This is a genomic window from Micromonospora sp. NPDC047521, from assembly GCF_055587305.1.
Genome location: NZ_JBVJGN010000013.1, coordinates 21,789 through 37,734, shown reverse-complemented (window position 1 = coordinate 37,734; position 15,946 = coordinate 21,789). Strand labels below are relative to the sequence as shown.

10 protein-coding genes are annotated in these 15,946 nt (G+C 72.4%); 7 read left to right on the top strand and 3 right to left on the bottom strand.

The features are described from left to right. Positions 1 to 33: 33 nt before the first annotated feature. Positions 34 to 972, bottom strand: a complete 939-nt coding sequence (locus ACZ6N8_RS24855; RefSeq protein ID WP_466012926.1) for an SMP-30/gluconolactonase/LRE family protein — start codon at positions 970 to 972, stop codon at positions 34 to 36. Positions 973 to 1,167: 195 nt separating this feature from the next. Between ACZ6N8_RS24855 and ACZ6N8_RS24850 the strand changes: the two genes are divergently transcribed. From ACZ6N8_RS24850 to ACZ6N8_RS24820, 7 genes are all read left to right on the top strand, one after another. Next, positions 1,168 to 2,076, top strand: coding sequence for a hypothetical protein (locus ACZ6N8_RS24850; protein ID WP_466012925.1), 909 nt, complete (start codon positions 1,168 to 1,170; stop codon positions 2,074 to 2,076). A 142-nt stretch (positions 2,077 to 2,218) separates the two neighbouring features. Next, the gene (locus tag ACZ6N8_RS24845) at positions 2,219 to 3,247 is read left to right on the top strand and encodes an iron-siderophore ABC transporter substrate-binding protein (RefSeq protein ID WP_387122714.1); all 1,029 of its coding nucleotides are present in this window, start codon (positions 2,219 to 2,221) and stop codon (positions 3,245 to 3,247) included. Then, positions 3,244 to 4,287: a FecCD family ABC transporter permease gene (locus ACZ6N8_RS24840; RefSeq protein WP_466012924.1), complete on the top strand. Its 1,044-nt coding sequence runs from the start codon at positions 3,244 to 3,246 to the stop codon at positions 4,285 to 4,287. Before ACZ6N8_RS24845 ends, ACZ6N8_RS24840 begins: the two co-directional genes overlap by 4 nt. After that, complete coding sequence (locus tag ACZ6N8_RS24835) at positions 4,284 to 5,318, top strand: FecCD family ABC transporter permease (protein WP_466012923.1); 1,035 nt, start codon at positions 4,284 to 4,286, stop codon at positions 5,316 to 5,318. The genes ACZ6N8_RS24840 and ACZ6N8_RS24835 overlap by 4 nt, the downstream gene beginning before the upstream one ends. Then, positions 5,315 to 6,163 (top strand): ABC transporter ATP-binding protein, encoded by an 849-nt coding sequence (locus ACZ6N8_RS24830; RefSeq protein ID WP_466012922.1) that lies wholly within the window; start codon positions 5,315 to 5,317, stop codon positions 6,161 to 6,163. The genes ACZ6N8_RS24835 and ACZ6N8_RS24830 overlap by 4 nt, the downstream gene beginning before the upstream one ends. 5 nt (positions 6,164 to 6,168) lie before the next feature. Further along, positions 6,169 to 7,878: an ABC transporter transmembrane domain-containing protein gene (locus tag ACZ6N8_RS24825; RefSeq protein ID WP_466012921.1), complete on the top strand. Its 1,710-nt coding sequence runs from the start codon at positions 6,169 to 6,171 to the stop codon at positions 7,876 to 7,878. Further along, entirely contained in the window at positions 7,875 to 9,737 is a 1,863-nt protein-coding gene (locus tag ACZ6N8_RS24820) for an ABC transporter ATP-binding protein (protein WP_466012920.1), read from the top strand. The genes ACZ6N8_RS24825 and ACZ6N8_RS24820 overlap by 4 nt, the downstream gene beginning before the upstream one ends. Here the strand turns inward: ACZ6N8_RS24820 and ACZ6N8_RS24815 are convergent. Both ACZ6N8_RS24815 and ACZ6N8_RS24810 read right to left on the bottom strand, forming a co-directional pair. Continuing rightward, positions 9,706 to 15,165 carry an ATP-binding protein gene (locus ACZ6N8_RS24815; protein WP_466012919.1) on the bottom strand — a complete coding sequence of 1,820 codons (5,460 nt, stop codon included), beginning with the start codon at positions 15,163 to 15,165 and terminating at the stop codon, positions 9,706 to 9,708. The genes ACZ6N8_RS24820 and ACZ6N8_RS24815 overlap by 32 nt on opposite strands. A 197-nt stretch (positions 15,166 to 15,362) precedes the next feature. Next, complete coding sequence (locus ACZ6N8_RS24810) at positions 15,363 to 15,713, bottom strand: MmcQ/YjbR family DNA-binding protein (RefSeq protein WP_466012918.1); 351 nt, start codon at positions 15,711 to 15,713, stop codon at positions 15,363 to 15,365. Between the last annotated feature and the right edge of the window lie 233 nt (positions 15,714 to 15,946).

Sequence of the window (15,946 nt, the reverse complement as noted above, 5' to 3'; positions counted from 1 at the left end):
CGACCGGGGCTCGTCAGTGGGCGCGGCTGTCGCTCAGCGGGCGCGGACGGCGACCACCGAGTACGGCGTGGTCGGCGTCGGGGTGGTCGAGAAGCGGGCATTGGGCAGGTAGAGCCGACCCAGTGCCGGGGCGACAGTGGTGGGCACGTCGAAGTTCGGGTCGGTGATGGTGCCGGTGACCGTTCCGGCGGTGCCGGCCCGGTTCAGCGTGACCACCGCGATCTGGTTGAGGCGGTTCTGTACGACGTACAGGGTGCGGCCGATAAGCAGCAGCCCGTCGCCGTTGGTGAAGGTGTAGCCGGGCACGTCCACGACCGTGGTGGCGCCCGTCGCCGGGTCGACCCGGAACAGCGCGCCGGTGGTCGACTGCACGACGATCAACGCTCTGCCGTCCGGCGTACTGACGATGCCGTTGAGGTTGACGCCCGTGCCCACCTGCTCGTACGCGCCGGTCAGCGCGATGGTGGTGAACCCGTCGGCGGGCGGCAGGGCGCCATCACGGCCGAGCGGCAGCCGGTAGAGCACCGGCCGGTTGGAGTCGGTGAAGTACGCGGCGTCGCGGGTCAGCACGACGTCGTTGACGAACGTCGGGGCGGTGGCGAACTGGTAGCTCGCCAGCACTTCGCCGGTGCGGGTGTCCAGGACGCGGGCGTCGCCGGCGGTGCCGCCGGCGACGAACAGCCGACCGCGCGGGTCGACCTTCAGGCCGAGCGACGGCGTGCCTGTGGGTGCGCCGATCGTCGCGCCCCGACCGGTGCGCAGGTCGACCCGGTAGATGGCGCCGGTGGCGCGGGAGCCGAGGTACGCGTACCGGCCGGCGGTGGCGATGCCCTCGGGCTGGAACCCGTCGGGCAGCGCGATGACGGCGGGCGGGCGACCCGCGCCGTGCGCCTGCGCGGGCGCGGGCGCGGCGGTGGTCAGTAGTGCGGCACTCAGGACGACGCCGAGGGCGGTCCGGAGGGGACGGTTCACTGTGCTCCTTCCGGGCGGGCCGGGAACGTGCCCGCCACGATCACTGGGGCCAGGACCTTCCCCACTGTACGACCGCCGCGGGGAGCCCGCCGGGGACGAACGAGTGCTCCCGCCCGGGTCGCACCGCTTCGACAGTCGTCAGTGCCCTGGTCCGGGCGCGCGATGCCGCAGCAGGTCAGTGACATGATTGCGTCCATGGCAAAGCAGCAGGACGTCGGCGGGTCCGACGGTCACAGCGGGTCAGGCACCACCGACGAGCGCGCGATCGATGGCGACGTCGACGCGCGGCTCGCCCTCGCCCAGGATCCCGCAACGCCACAGATGACCCTTTTCGACCTGGCGTCCGACCCGTCGGCGGCGGTGCGTAAGGCCGTCGCGTCGCGGGCCGACGCTCCCGCCCAGGCTCTGCGCCCGCTGACCCGGGACCCTGACCGTGGGGTACGGGAGGCCGTGGCGAGAAACCCCTCGGCGTCGATCGCGAACCTGGTGCGTCTCGTCAAGGACGCCGACCGGTGGGTCCGCTGGGCGGTCGCCGGCAACCCGGCGTGTGACGAGTCGGTTCGTCGGGTGATGTCGGAGGCGGCGGACAAGGAGCTTCGCGGCCTCCTCGCCGAGTCGCGCGAGTTGGAGCCGGAGCTGGCGGCCAGGTTGGTCGAGGACGTCTCACCGGAGGTGCGGGAACGGCTCGCCACCCACACCCGGGACCCTGACGTGATCACCGCGCTGCTCGCCGATCGCACCGCCCGTGTCCGTAAGGGGCTCGCCCGCAATCCGCGGACCACCGCCGAGCAGCGCAGCGCGCTCGCCCAGGACCCGGTGGTCGACGTCCGTGTCGCCCTCGTCGGCGCGGTCGAGCTGGACGACGCGGATCTGGCCCGACTGGTGGACGACCGTTCCGTGCAGGTCCGACTGGCGCTTGCGAAGTCCGAGGTCGTCCCGGCGCACATCCGGCAGGCACTGCGGCGCGATCCCGACGAGATGGTGGCCAGCGCGGCCCGCGACGTCCGTCCGGAGTCGGCCAGGCCCTCGGCGGTACGGGCGCCGCGCATCGGTCACCGGCCGTCCGGCGGCGGCACGCGTCGACCGGGCGGCGCCGCGCGCTGAGGCGCGGTCCCAGCCTCTGCCGGCCCGTCGACCCAGGAAGGGAAGGCCCAGCCACCGAACACACCCCTGACCCGGTCGCGAGAACGACTCATATCGCTGTGTTAGGTTAGCCTTCCCTTACCTAGCGATGGAGCTCAGTTCTATGCGTGCTAACCGTTTCCTGACCGGGGTCGTCGCCCTGGCCGCGACGTTGGCGCTCGCCGCCTGCGGCGGGTCGTCCACGGCCGAGGACGCCGCCGACGGCAGCCCCGCCGCCGCCTTCCCGATCACGATCACGCACGCGCTCGGCACAACCACGATCAAGGAGAAGCCGAAGCGGGTCGCGACAGTGGCCTGGGCGAACCACGAGGTTCCGCTGGCCCTCGGCATCGTTCCCGTGGGCATGGCCAAGGCCAACTTCGGCGACGACGACAACGACGGCATCCTGCCCTGGGTCGCCGAGAAGCTCACATCGCTCGGCGGCACCAGGCCTGTGCTGTTCGACGAGAACGACGGCATCAACTTCGAGGCGGTCGCAGACACCCGGCCCGACGTCATCCTCGCCGCGTACTCCGGGCTGACGCAGCAGGAGTACGACACCCTCAGCAAGATCGCACCGGTGGTCGCCTACCCGCAGGCGCCCTGGGCCACGGCGTGGCGCGACACGATCAAGTTGGAGAGCCAGGCCCTCGGCCTCGCGAAGGAAGGCGACGCGCTGATCGCCGACTTCGAGAAGCGGATGACCGACACCGCCGCGAAGCACCCCCAGCTGGCAGGCAGGTCGGCGATGTTCATGACGCACGTCGACCCGACCGACCTGAGCAAGATCGGCTTCTACACGACGCACGACACCCGGGCCCAGTTCTTCACCGACCTCGGCCTGAAGGTGCCGGCCAGCATCGCCACGCTCTCCGCCGGCACCGACAAGTTCAGCCTGGAGCAGAGCGCCGAGCAGATCCAGGTCTTCGACGACGTGGACGTCATCGTCGCGTACGGCGACGACAAGCTCCTCGCCGCCGCGCAGGCCGACCCCCTGCTGTCGAAGATCCCCGCGATCAAGCGCGGCTCGGTGGTCATGCTCTCCGGTGCCACCCCGCTGGGCACCGCGGCGAACCCGACCCCGCTGGCCCTCCCGTTCGTGCTGGACGACTACGTCGCGATGCTCGCCAAGGCTGCTGACCGGGTCTCATGACCGCGCTCGACCCGCGTACCGTGCCGGACGTCGCCGTGGTGCGGCGTCCGGCACGGGTACGCCTGGTGTGGTTCCTCGTGGCTACCGCGGTGCTCCTGGTGCTCATGGTGGCGTCGGTCGCCCTCGGATCCCGCGACGTCGGGTGGTCCGACATCGTCGCCGCGTTCCAGGGTGCCGACGAGACGATGGAACAGGCCGCCGTCACCAAACGGATCCCGCGGACCCTGCTCGCCGTGCTCGTCGGCGCCGAACTCGGCCTGGCCGGGGCGGTGATGCAGGGCGTGACCCGCAACCCGCTGGCCGACCCCGGCATTCTGGGCGTGAACATGGGGGCGTCGCTCGCGGTGGTCACCGGAATGGTCCTGTTCGGCCTCTCCTCGCCGACCAGCTACCTGTGGGTGGCGATCCTCGGCGCCGCCCTCGCGGCCGTCTTCGTGTACGCCGTCGGCTCGCTGGGACGCGGCGGCGCGACGCCGCTCAAGCTCGCGCTCGCGGGCGCTGCCACGTCCGCCGCACTCGCGTCGTTGATCAGCGCCTTCGTGCTGCCCCGCAACGACATCGCCGGCAACTTCCGCTCCTGGCAGATCGGCGGGGTCGGTGGCGCCACCTACGACAGCATCCGGCAGGCCCTGCCGTTCCTCGCCGTGGGTCTCGTGATCTGCCTCCTGTCCGGCCGGGCCCTGAACTCGCTCGCCCTCGGTGACGACCTCGCGGCAGGGCTCGGCGAGCGGGTCGCCGTGGTGCGCGGCGTCGCGGGTGCCGGTTCCGTGCTGCTGTGTGGCGCCGCCACGGCGGTCGCCGGACCCATCGGGTTCGTCGGTCTGGTGGTCCCGCACGTGTGCCGCCTCCTCGTCGGGCTCGACCACAGGTGGCTGCTACCGTTCTCCGCGCTCATCGGCGCGGCGCTGCTGACCGCCGCGGACGTCGTCGGCCGGGTGGTGGCACGCCCTGCGGAGATCGACGTCGGCATCGTGACGGCACTGATCGGCGCCCCCTTCTTCATCTACATCGTCCGACGGCAGAAGGTTCGCGAGCTGTGAGCACCACGACCCTTGAGGCCGTCACCAACGGCCGGGTCCGCCGGACACGCCGCCGCGGTGCCGTTCTCACCGTTCTCGCTGTCCTCGTCGTCGGGGCGTTCGCCGTCTCGTTGATGGCGGGACGCTCGTTCTACCCGCCGGCCGACGTCCTGGCGGTGATCGCCGGCCAGGACGTCCCCGGAGCGTCGTTCACCGTCGGCACGCTGCGTCTGCCCCGGGCGGTCCTCGCGGTTCTGGTCGGAGCCTGCTTCGGGTTCGGCGGCGTCACCTTCCAGACGATGCTCCGCAATCCGCTCGCCAGCCCCGACATGATCGGCATCAGCTCCGGCGCGAGCGCCGCGGCGGCCTTCGCGATCGTGACGCTGCAGCTCGGAGGGGCGGGGGTGTCCGCCTTCGCGATCGTCGCCGGGCTGGCGGTGGCGGTGGTCATCTACCTGCTGTCGTTCTCCGACGGCGTCGCCGGTACGCGCCTCGTGCTGATCGGCATCGGCATGGCGGCCATGCTCGACAGCCTCACCGCGTACGTGCTCACCCAGGCCGCCGAGTGGGACCTGCAGGAGGCGTTGCGTTGGCTGACCGGCAGCCTCAACGGCTCCACCTGGAAGCAGGTCGGTCCGGTGGCAGTCGCCGTGGCCGTCCTGGTGCCGGTGCTGCTGAGCCAGGGCCGCAACCTGTCCATGATGCGGCTCGGCGACGACACCGCGGCGGCGCTCGGGGTGCGCCTCGAACGCACCCGGATCCTCGTCATCATCGCGGCCGTGGGTCTGATCGCCTTCGCCACCGCGGCGACCGGGCCGATCGCCTTCGTGGCCTTCCTGTCCGGGCCCATCGCCGCCCGGCTCGTCGGCCCGTCCGGCTCACTGCTGCTGCCGTCCGCGCTGGTCGGCGCGCTCCTGGTGCTCACCGCGGACTTCGTCGGCCAGTTCGCCTTCGACACGCGCTACCCAGTGGGTGTCGTCACAGGCGTGCTCGGTGCCCCCTACCTCATCTACCTGCTCATCCGGACGAACCGCGCGGGAGGATCGCTGTGACCACCACCCATACGCTCGCGGTCGAGGGTCTGACCCTCGGCTACCGGGACCGGGTCGTCATCTCCTCGCTCGACCTGGACGTGCCACCCGGGAAGATCACGGCGATCGTCGGGGCGAACGCGTGCGGCAAGTCCACACTGCTGCGGTCGATGTCGCGCCTCCTCGCACCCCGTACCGGTCACGTCCTGCTCGACGGCAAACAGGTGCACCGGCTGCCGGCCAAGCAACTGGCCCGTACCCTCGGTCTGCTTCCCCAGTCGCCGACCGCGCCCGAGGGGATCACCGTGGCCGACCTCGTCGGGCGCGGGCGCAACCCGCACCAGCGGATGCTCTCGCGCTGGAGCAGGGAGGACGACGCCGCGGTGGCGGCCGCCCTGGACGCGACACGGACGGCGGACCTCGCCGACCGCTCGGTCGACGAACTCTCCGGCGGCCAGCGACAGCGGGTGTGGATCGCCATGGCCCTGGCCCAGCAGACGGACCTGCTGCTGCTCGACGAGCCGACGACCTTCCTCGACGTCAGTCACCAGATCGAGGTCCTGGACCTGCTCACCGACCTCAACCTGACGCGCGGAACGACTATCGTCATGGTGCTGCACGACCTCAACCTCGCCGCCCGGTACGCGGACCACCTCATCGCCCTGACGGGCGGGCGGCTGCACGCCGCAGGTGAGCCGGCGCAGGTCCTGACCCAGGAATGCGTACGCGCCGTCTTCGGGCTGGACAGCACTGTCGTCATCGATCCCACGTCGGGCAAGCCGTTGATGCTGCCGATCGGCCGCCACCACGTCGTCCCGGCCACCGACCGGCCGGACGACGCGCTCGTCCAGGTCGCCCGGTCGTGACGCCGGTGACGGCTGTCCCGGGAGTCAGCGGCGCGGCGGTGCTGCGTCGGGCGCTGCGCCGACAGCGTGGACGTGTGGTTCTCGGCATCGCACTGCTCTGCACCCACCAGGCCGCCGAGGCCCTCATTCCGGTCGCCATCGGCGTGGTCATCGACCGTGCGGTCGCCACCGGGGACGTACGCGCGCTGGCGCTCTCGCTCGGTGGCCTCGCCGTCCTGTTCACAGTCCTCGCCTTCGCCTACCGGACCGGCGCCCGGATGGCGTACGCCGCTGTGGAACACGAGGCGCACGCCATCCGGGTCGAGATCGCCAGAAGCGCGCTCGACCCGCACGGGCACCGCTCGGGCATGCGCGACGGAGAGCTGCTGTCCGTCACCGCCTCCGACGCCGAGCTGTCCGCACTCGTCGTGCGGGTCGCGGGACTCACCGCGGCGGCGCTCACCGCCATCGTGGTCGCGGCCGTCGCGCTTGTCGTCGTCGACATCCCGCTCGGCCTCGGGGTGCTCATCGGCGTACCGCTGCTGGTCGTCGCCCTGCAACGGATGGCACCGTTGCTCACCCGGCGCAGCACGTCCCAACAGGAGGCTCTCGCGGCCACGACCGCGCTCGCCGTCGACCTCGTCACCGGCCTGCGTGTGCTGCGTGGCATCGGCGCCCAGGACCACGCCGCCCGCCGGTACGCCGGCGCCAGCCGGCACGCCCTCGACGTCACCCTGCGCGCCGCCACCACCAAGGGCCTGCACCTCGGGCTCACCACGATGGTCAACGGCCTCTTCCTCGCGACGGTCGCCGGCGTGGCGGGGTGGCTCGCACTACAGGGCCGACTCACCATCGGTGAACTCGTCGCCGTCGTCGGGCTGGCCCAGTTCATCGCCGAGCCCGTGCAGACGCTCGGGTACTGCGTGCAGCTGTTCGCCATGGCCCGCGCCTCCGCGGGCCGGGTCGCCCGGATCGTCGGCGCCGCACCCGTCGACCGTCCCGGCAGCGCGGACCCGCCCGCACCGGCGTCGTCCCGCCTCGCCCTCGACTCGGTCCGTTACGCCGGTCTCGACGACGTCAGCCTGCGCGTCGGCGCCGGTGAGATCCTGGGCGTGCTCGCCTACGACCCGAGCGACGCCGAGGCGCTTGTCACGCTGCTGGCGGGACGGGTCCCACGCCAGGACTACCGGGGAACGCTGCACGTCGACGGCGTACCCGCCGACGAGCTGCACATCGACGCCGTACGGGCCACAGTCCTGGTCGAACAGCACGACGTGGCGCTGTTCGAAGGGACCCTGCGGGACAATCTCAGCGCCGGCGCCGACCTCGACGACTCGGTCCTGCGCGCCGCCGTCCGCGCGGCCGCGGCCCAGGACGTGCTCGCCGCGCACCCGCACGGATTCGACCGCGTCCTCACCGAGCGGGGGGCGAACCTGTCCGGCGGGCAGCGGCAGCGCATCGGGCTGGCCAGGGCACTCGTCGCCGACCCGCCGGTGCTGGTGCTGCACAACCCCACCACTGCTGTCGACGCGGTGACCGAGGGGCTGCTCGCCGAGGGTCTGGCCTCCGCTCGCGGCGGGGGAGGCCGTGGCACGGTGCTCATCACCACGAGCCCGGCCCTGCTGCGGGTCACCCACCGGGTGGCCGTGCTCGACGGTGGGCGGGTCGTCGCCGAGGGGCCACACGGGCGGCTGCTCGCCAGCGACGCCCGCTACCGGGAGGAGATCCTGCGATGACCGACCAGTCCACAGTGACCGGTGTCGAGTCCCGGCGGCTGCTGCCGACGGCCACCGGCCGGCAGACGTGGGTGGCCCTGCGTACCGAGCTGGCGCGCCTTCCGGGGCTCAGCCTCCTCGCCGGCACGTTGCTTGTCGCCGCGGCCGCGACCGGGCTCGTGGCACCGTGGGTGCTCGGCCGCCTCGTCGACGACGTCATCGCCGGGTCCGACACGCGACGCATCGTGGCCTGGGCGGGCGTGATCGCGGGCGCCGCGGTGCTCGCCGGACTCCTCACGGCGGTCGGGGCGGCGATCGCCGCACGACTGGGCGAGACAGTGCTGGCCCGGCTCCGGGAGCGGGTCCTCGACCGCGCCCTGCACCTGCCGTCGGCCACCCTGGAGCGAGCCGGGACCGGGGACCTGGTGGCACGGGCCGGCGACGACGTGGCAGTGGTGACGAATGTGATCGCCACCAGCGGCCCCGCCTTCCTCGGCGCGTTGCTGACGATCGTGTTGACCGGGGCGGGGCTCTTCGCCCTCGACTGGCGACTCGGCATCGCCGGGCTGGTCGCCGTGCCGGCGTACGCGCTGGCGCTGCGCTGGTACCTCAAGCGGTCGGTCTCCTACTACGCGCGTGAGCGCGTGGCGACGGGCGAGCGTACGCAGGCGACCGCCGAGGCGCTGCGCGGCTCGGCGACCGTTCGTGCGTACCGGATGGAGGACGCCCACGTCACCCGCATCGCGGATCGCTCCGCTGTCGCCCGCGACCTGTCGCTGGAGATCTTCGGTCTGTTCACGCGGTTCGGGTTGCGCATCAACAGGTCCGAGTTCGTGGGGCTCGCCGCCGTGCTGCTCGCCGGCTTCCTGCTGGTACGCGACGACCTCGCCACAGTGGGAGCGGCCACCACCGCCGCGCTCTACTTCCACCGCCTCTTCAACCCCATCGGCCTGCTGCTGTTCGAATCGGACTCCGTGCTGCAGGCCGGAGCGAGCCTGGCCCGGCTCGTCGGCGTCACCACACTGCCCGACACCACCGCGTCCCCGGCCAACCCCGAACCCGCCCGACAGCACCGGCCCGAACCGGCGGCGCTGGAGGTGACGGTCGCGCGGCACCGCTACGACGACGGGCCCGTCGTCCTGCGGGACATCACCCTGCGTCTCGCACCGGGGGAGCGGGTGGCGCTCGTCGGCGCGAGCGGAGCGGGCAAGAGCACGCTCGCCGGCATCATCTCCGGCATCATCACGCCCAGCCACGGTTCGGTGCGCCTGCGCGGCGTGCCGCTGGCGCACCTCGGCGAGCACCGCCTCCGTCGCGAGATCGCCCTGATCAGCCAGGAGGTGCACGTCTTCGCCGGCCCGCTCGCCGACGACCTGCGCCTGGCCGACCCGGACGCCACCGACGCCGAGCTGACCGCCGCCCTCGACCTCGTCGGCGCCACCGACTGGCTGCGTACCCTCCCGGACGGCCTCGCCACGGCCGTGGGGGAGGGGGGCCGACAGCTCACCTCGGCACAGGCCCAGCAGCTCGCGCTGGCCCGCCTCGTCCTCGCCGACCCCGCCGTCGCGGTCCTCGACGAGGCCACCGCGGAGGCGGGCAGCGCGGGCGCGCGCGACCTCGACCGCGCCGCCGTGGCGGCCACCGAGGGCCGGACCACACTTGTCGTCGCCCACCGTCTCAGCCAGGCGGCCACCGCGGACCGCATCGTCGTCCTGGACCACGGGCGCATCGCCGAGCAGGGTACGCACACCGAGCTGCTGGAGGCCGGCGGAGGGTACAGCCAGCTGTGGCGTTCCTGGAGCATGCCCGACCTCGTGGCCCAGACCGGACGCGGAAGCGCCGCGCCCGTTACCGCAGACGCGTCTCGATGGTCTCGATGATGCGCGGACGCAGTTCGGCGGCGCGGATGACGGCGTCCACCGAGCCGACCTCGACGGCCCGCTGGATGTTGTGCACCCGGTCGAACTCCGTGGCCACCTCGCCGAGCTTCTCCGCGCGCACCGACGAGCGCAGCTCGTCGAGTTCGGCCGTCAACGCGGCGCGTTCGGTGCCGGACGTGGCGGCGACGCGCGCCTCCAGGTCACGTACCCGCGGGTCGGCAGCGGTACGGGCGTTGACGTCGGCGGAGAACACCACGGCGGCGGCGGGGGCGCCGCCGAGCACCGAGGCGAACGAGCCCTCCAGGGCCAGCACCGTCATGTTCGGGTTCAGCGCCTTGGAGAACACCACGAAGGCTCCACCGTGGTAGCGCGAGATCACGCAGAAGACGATGGGTCCGCGGAAGTTCACGATCGCCCGGCCGATCTCGGCCCCGTACTCCAGTTGGAGCTTGCGCATCGACTCCGGTGAGCCGTCGAAGCCGGACAGGTTCGCCAGCACGACCAGCGGCCTGTTGCCGCTCGCCGCGTTGATGGCCCGCGCGGCCTTCTTCGACGACCGGGGGAACAGCGTGCCGGCCGTGTAGGTGTCGGGGCCGTCGGTGGGCGGGAAGCCGTGCCGGGGCACCGAGCGGGACTCGATGCCGAGCAGGCAGACCGGGATGCCACCGAGGTGGACGTCCTGCACGACGGCGGTGTCCGCGTCGGCCATGCCCGCCCAGCGTTCCAGCACCGGGTGGTCCTGGTCGGCGAGGGCGCGCATCACCGTACGGATGTCGAACGGCTTCTTGCGGTCCGGGTTGGCCTCGGCGGAGAAGATCTCGCCGACGGTGGTGAAGGCGCTGCCCGCCACGTCGTGCGGGAAGGCGGAGATGTCGCGGTCGGTCGGGTCGGTGGTGGTCGCGCGCCGTGGGGCGTCCTCGCCGGGCGCGACGTACGTGTGGTCGTAGTGCGCCATCAGCACGTCCCGCGCGGCGGTGAGGTTCGGCGCCCAGTACTGCGCCTGCCCGTTCGGTCCCATCACCCGGTCGTAGCCGCCGATGCCGAAGTTGTCCTCGGCGGAGACGCCACCGGAGAAGTCGAGCGACTGCTTGCCGGTGAGCACCATCGCCGAGTCCGGTGTCATCACCAGCACGCCCTTGGTGTGCATCAGCATCGTCGCCTCGGCGTTCCAGTACGGCTGCGCGCCGACGTTGATGCCCGCGACCACGATGTTGATCTCACCGCCGGCCTGGGTGAACTCGACGATCCGCTTGAGGGCGGCGGCCACCCAGTCCATGTTCTCGGTGCCGGAGGTCATCGAGATCCGGGCGCCTGCGGACAGCGCCCACCACTCCAGCGGCACCTGCATCCGCTCGGCGAGGTCCAGGGCGGCGATGACCCGCCGGCACTCCGGCTCCGACAGGGCGCCCAGTGACTTCGTCGGGTCGCCGAGCAGCACCACCCGGGTGACACCCTGCGGGTACCGCTCGGTCGGGGTGGTCACGACGCCGGCGACGATCGCGGCGCGGTTGCGCCCCTTGGGCCGGTCCACCGGCACCAGCACGTGCGCGTCGTCGAGGTCGTGCTCGACGAAGTCGCCGAGCCGGCCGGTCAGCTCGTACGGGTACACCGTGTTGCGGCTGCTCGCCCGCAGCACCTTCAGCCGGTACTCGTCCAGCGGCTCGACCGGCTCCACAGGCGGTTCACCGACGGCCAGCTCCGCGCCGCCGGTGGCGTCGAAGGAGATCCGTACGGCGATCTTGGCCAGTTCGCCGGTCCGGCGGTCCCGCTGGCGGGCGATGAACAGGATCTCCTCCAGCCCGGCGCCCACTGTCGTCGGGCGCACCCGCCCGGCGATCATCTCCATCTCCTCGCGGGTCAGCTCGCTGGGCGGCCAGACGTAGACCACGATCCGGTTGGTGTTGAACCGGGTCTTCGACGGCCGGCGGGACTGGGCGCGGCGGATCGAGTCGAGGCAGGCCGCGATGGCGTCCTCGGTCGTCGGCAGCGCCACCAGGCGGCCGTCCTGCTCGCGCAGCTCGGTCAGGTCCCGCACCTGGGCGAACGCGACGAGGCGCTCGTCGGCCGGGTTCTCCCGCGCCACGCACTGGAAGAGGTAGACCTCCTCGTCCGACGACGGCAGCCGGGTCAGGTCGAACTTGTGCAGCCGCTCCAGCTGCATCCGCTCGGCGATGTACGGGTGCAGGCCACGGATCAGCCGGTCCTCGGCCAGGGCGGCGCCGGACGGGCGGAACGTGAAGTGGTGGTGCATGACGGCACCGCCGCGACCCGCGACGGTGGCGGTGAGCCGGCGGACCTGCGGGGGCAGCGGGTGCGCGGTGATGACGGCGAGCAGCGCGGCGGCCATCGCGTCGAAGTCCTCCGGCTGGTTCTCCCAGCCGAGGTAGATGTCGGCGTCGACGGACTCCTCGCCGGTGGCCAGGTCGGCGAGCCCGCGCAGGGCCCGGTCCAACGCGTCGAAGCTCACCGCGGCGGAGACCACACTGGAGTCGGCGCGCTCGGCGACCACGAACGAGCAGTCCGCGACCGTGCGGGTGCGGACGCTGGTGAGCGCCTTGTTGCCGTAGTACCGGCGGGTGAGCACCTCGAGCATGACCGTGTTGTCGAGGTGGTCGCGGACGAGGCGCTGGCCGAGCAGCCGGACCAACGGTTCGGTGCTGCGGACCATCGCGGCGACGCGCTCGGCGCGGTCCGGCGAGTCCGGCTGGGCGTCCAGGTGCCGCAGGTGTCCACGGACCTCGGCGTAGACGCGGGCGCGGTTGCGGCGCAGCAGCGGCTGGGCGAACCAGGCGAACACCACACCGCGGGCGAGGTCGGCGACGACCGGGAAGCGCACCTGCGTGGCGGCGATCAGCCGTTCCAGTGCGAGGCCGGCCGGCTCGCGCAGCGTCTCGTCCGGCGGGGTCTCCCGCAGCCAGGCGCGCAGCAGCGCCGCGACGACAGTGGCGTCGGCGGACGCGCGCTGCTGGGCCAGGAAGATCCGGAACACGGCGGCTTCGAGGTCGGGGCTGCGGTCGAGGTCGGTGACACCGTAGTGGCCGAGCGCCTTGCCGAGCCGGGCCTGGAAGGCGTCCGGCAGGCCGGCGCGTTCGACGTCGAGGCTCTGCAGGTAGGTGTGGAAGTACTCGCGGGCGCTGTGCACGTGCGCGCCGCCGTCCTCGCCGGTGGGCCGGTTACGGCTCAGTTCGGCCAGGTCGGCGAACACGGTGAGCAGGTCGAGTTCGGCGGCCAGCGGTCGGTGGCCGTCCTCGATGGCCGCACGGCGGTCGGTGAGGTAGTCGTCGAGCACCCGGCGGTCGTCGTGCGGGTCGACGTCGAAGCCGAGCAGCAGGCCGCGCAGGTCCTCCTGGCCGCGCCGGCTGCGCTCGGACGCCGAGAACCGCTCGGCGGAGGTGGGCAGGTCCAGTTCGACCGACGGGGTGGCGGTGGTGTCCGCGGTGGCGTCGCCGTCGTCGGCGAGGGGCTCCAGGCGCAGCAGCGGCGCGCCCGCCTCCACCTGGCTGCCCACGGAGACGGCGCACTCCTTGAGCCGCGCCCGGAACGGCGCCCGCAGCACCGTCTCCATCTTCATGGCCTCCAGCACCAGCACCGGCGCGCCCGCCTCGACCTCGTCGCCGATCTCCAGTGGCGTGGCGACGACGAGCGCGGGCATGGGGGAGCGCAGGACACCTCCCTCGTCGCGGCTGACCCGGTGGGTGACACCGTCCACCTCGACCAGGTGCGTCGGTCCGTGCGTGCCGGTGAGCAGGCGGTACCGGATGCCGTTGACGACGATCTGGCCGGTGTGCCTGTCGAAGCGGTCGAGTTCGACGTCCGCGGTGCGCACCACACCACCGGATTCGATGCCCACCCGGAAGCGGTGCGCGCCGACCCGCGCCACCCGGGTGCGGTAGTCGACGCCGCGCAGCTTGAGGTCAAGCGGTCGACCGCTGGCGTGCTGCACCTGCGGGCGCCCACCGGACGCCGTCGACAGCAGCCGCTGGCGCTCGACGCGCTCCTCCTCCTCGTACGACTCGATGGCGGCGGCGGCCAGGGCGACCGCGCTGTGCCGGTGCGCGACGAGTCGACCCTCGCCTCGGACCCGGTCGATCCAGCCGGTGTCCGCGCTGGCGTCGATCACCTCGGGCTGGTCGAGCAGGTCGAGCACGAAGCTCTTGTTCGTGGCCCCACCGTCGATGATCACGGTGGTGTTCGCCATGGCCCGCCGCAGCCTGCCCAGCGCCTCGTCGCGGTCGCGTCCGTACGCGATGATCTTCGCGATCATGGAGTCGAAGTCGGCGGGGATGGTGTCGCCCTCGCTGACGCCGGTGTCCACCCGGATGCCGGGGCCGCTGGGCAGGTCGAGCCGTGCGATGCGGCCGGGGGACGGCGCGAAGTCGCGGTCGGGGTCCTCGGCGTTGAGCCGGGCCTCGATGGCGTGGCCGCGCTCGGCCGGGGGAGCACCGTCCAGGCGCCCGCCGGAGGCCACGTGCAGTTGCGCCTTGACCAGGTCGAAGCCGGTGGTCAGCTCGGTGATCGGGTGCTCGACCTGGAGGCGGGTGTTGACCTCAAGGAACGCGAACAGCCGGTCGCCCGGGTGGTACAGGAACTCGACGGTGGCCGCTCCCCGGTAGCCGACCGCCACGGCGAGCCGCTCGGCCGACGCCTTCAACTCGGCCGCCTGCGACCGGTCCAGCACCGGCGACGACGACTCCTCGATGACCTTCTGGTTGCGGCGCTGCACCGAGCAGTCCCGCACGCCGAGCGCCCACGCGGTGCCCTGCCCGTCGGCGATCACCTGGACCTCGACGTGCCGCGCGCCGGTGACCAGCCGCTCCAAAAAAACGATGCCACTGCCGAAGGCCCGTGCCGCCTCCTGGCTGGTGCGCTCGTACGCCTCGGCGAGGTCGGCCTCGCTGGTGATCACGCGGATGCCGCGCCCGCCGCCGCCCGCGGTGGCCTTGAGCATCAGCGGGTAGCCGATCTCGGCCGCCGCGGCCCGCGCCGCGTCGAGCGTCTCGACGGCGCCGCGACTCCACGGCGCGACAGGCACGCCTACCTTCTCGGCGATGAGCTTCGAGCCGATCTTGTCGCCGAGTTGGCGCATCGCCTCCGGGCTCGGCCCGACGAAGGTGACGCCGATCTTCTCGCACAGCTCGGCGAACGCCGGGTCCTCGGCGACGAAGCCCCAGCCGACCCACGCGGCGTCGGCCCCGGTCTCGACCAGGGCGCGCTCCAGCGTGGCGAGATTCAGGTACGGGCGGGCGGACGCCGGACCGAGGTCGTAGGCGATGTCCGCCTCGCGGACGAAGGTGGCGGTGCGGTCGACGTCGGTGTAGAGGGCGACGGTTTCCAGCGGGACGCCGGTCTCCGCAGCCAGCTCGCGGACCGCGTGGATGAGCCGCATGGCGGCCTCACCTCGGTTGACGATGGCGATACGGTTGAACACCCGACTGACCCCTTTGGTAGACCATGGCCTGCGCGCCGCGAGTGGACGACTCCCGGCAGTGATCACTTTTCCGGCTGCGGGCGGGCGGCGCCATGACGCAATCACCGAACCAACCGGCCCTCAGTTGTAGGAACTCCACAAATCTTTTGGTCCCCGTCCGACATAGGGCGACTGTGGCACGTCGTGTGCCGGGGCTGCTACTCCGAGCGAGCGGCGCTGCGCATCCGCCACGCGTCGGTGACCAGCTCGGTCAGGCGCTCCACGTCCACCCGCTCGAGCCGCAGCAGGACCAGGGGCAGCCCGTCGTACCCGGGCGCGGTGAAGAACAGCTCGGGCTCGCCGAGCAGGAGCGCCTGCTTCTCCGCCTCGTCGCCCACGTACAGCACCGCGACGTCGGTACGGATGCGGCGGCGCTGTCCGGGTCTGCGCTCGGGATAGGACCAGACGAAGCCCCTGTTGGCGACCCGGAAGTCGAAGCCCTCGCTGTCGATCTCGACGACGTCCGGCAGCGACCGGACCAGACTCCGAAGATCGTCGGCGTCAGCCATGGGGATCACTCCCGGACACCGACTCGCGCATGGGGACAGGCTAGCCGCCGCGTCGGGACCGCGGGAGCCGCCCGGTTGCGGGCGGAGTGTCGTGTTCCGCGCTTCCGCGGAGGTCGGCCACCTGCCGCGATCTGGGTGCTGCCCGTGTGATCGGGTACCGTCGCCTGTCACACAGTCTTCGCACCAACCTGGCTGCCCCGTCACAGGGGGAGCCGCACCGGAGGGACACAGCC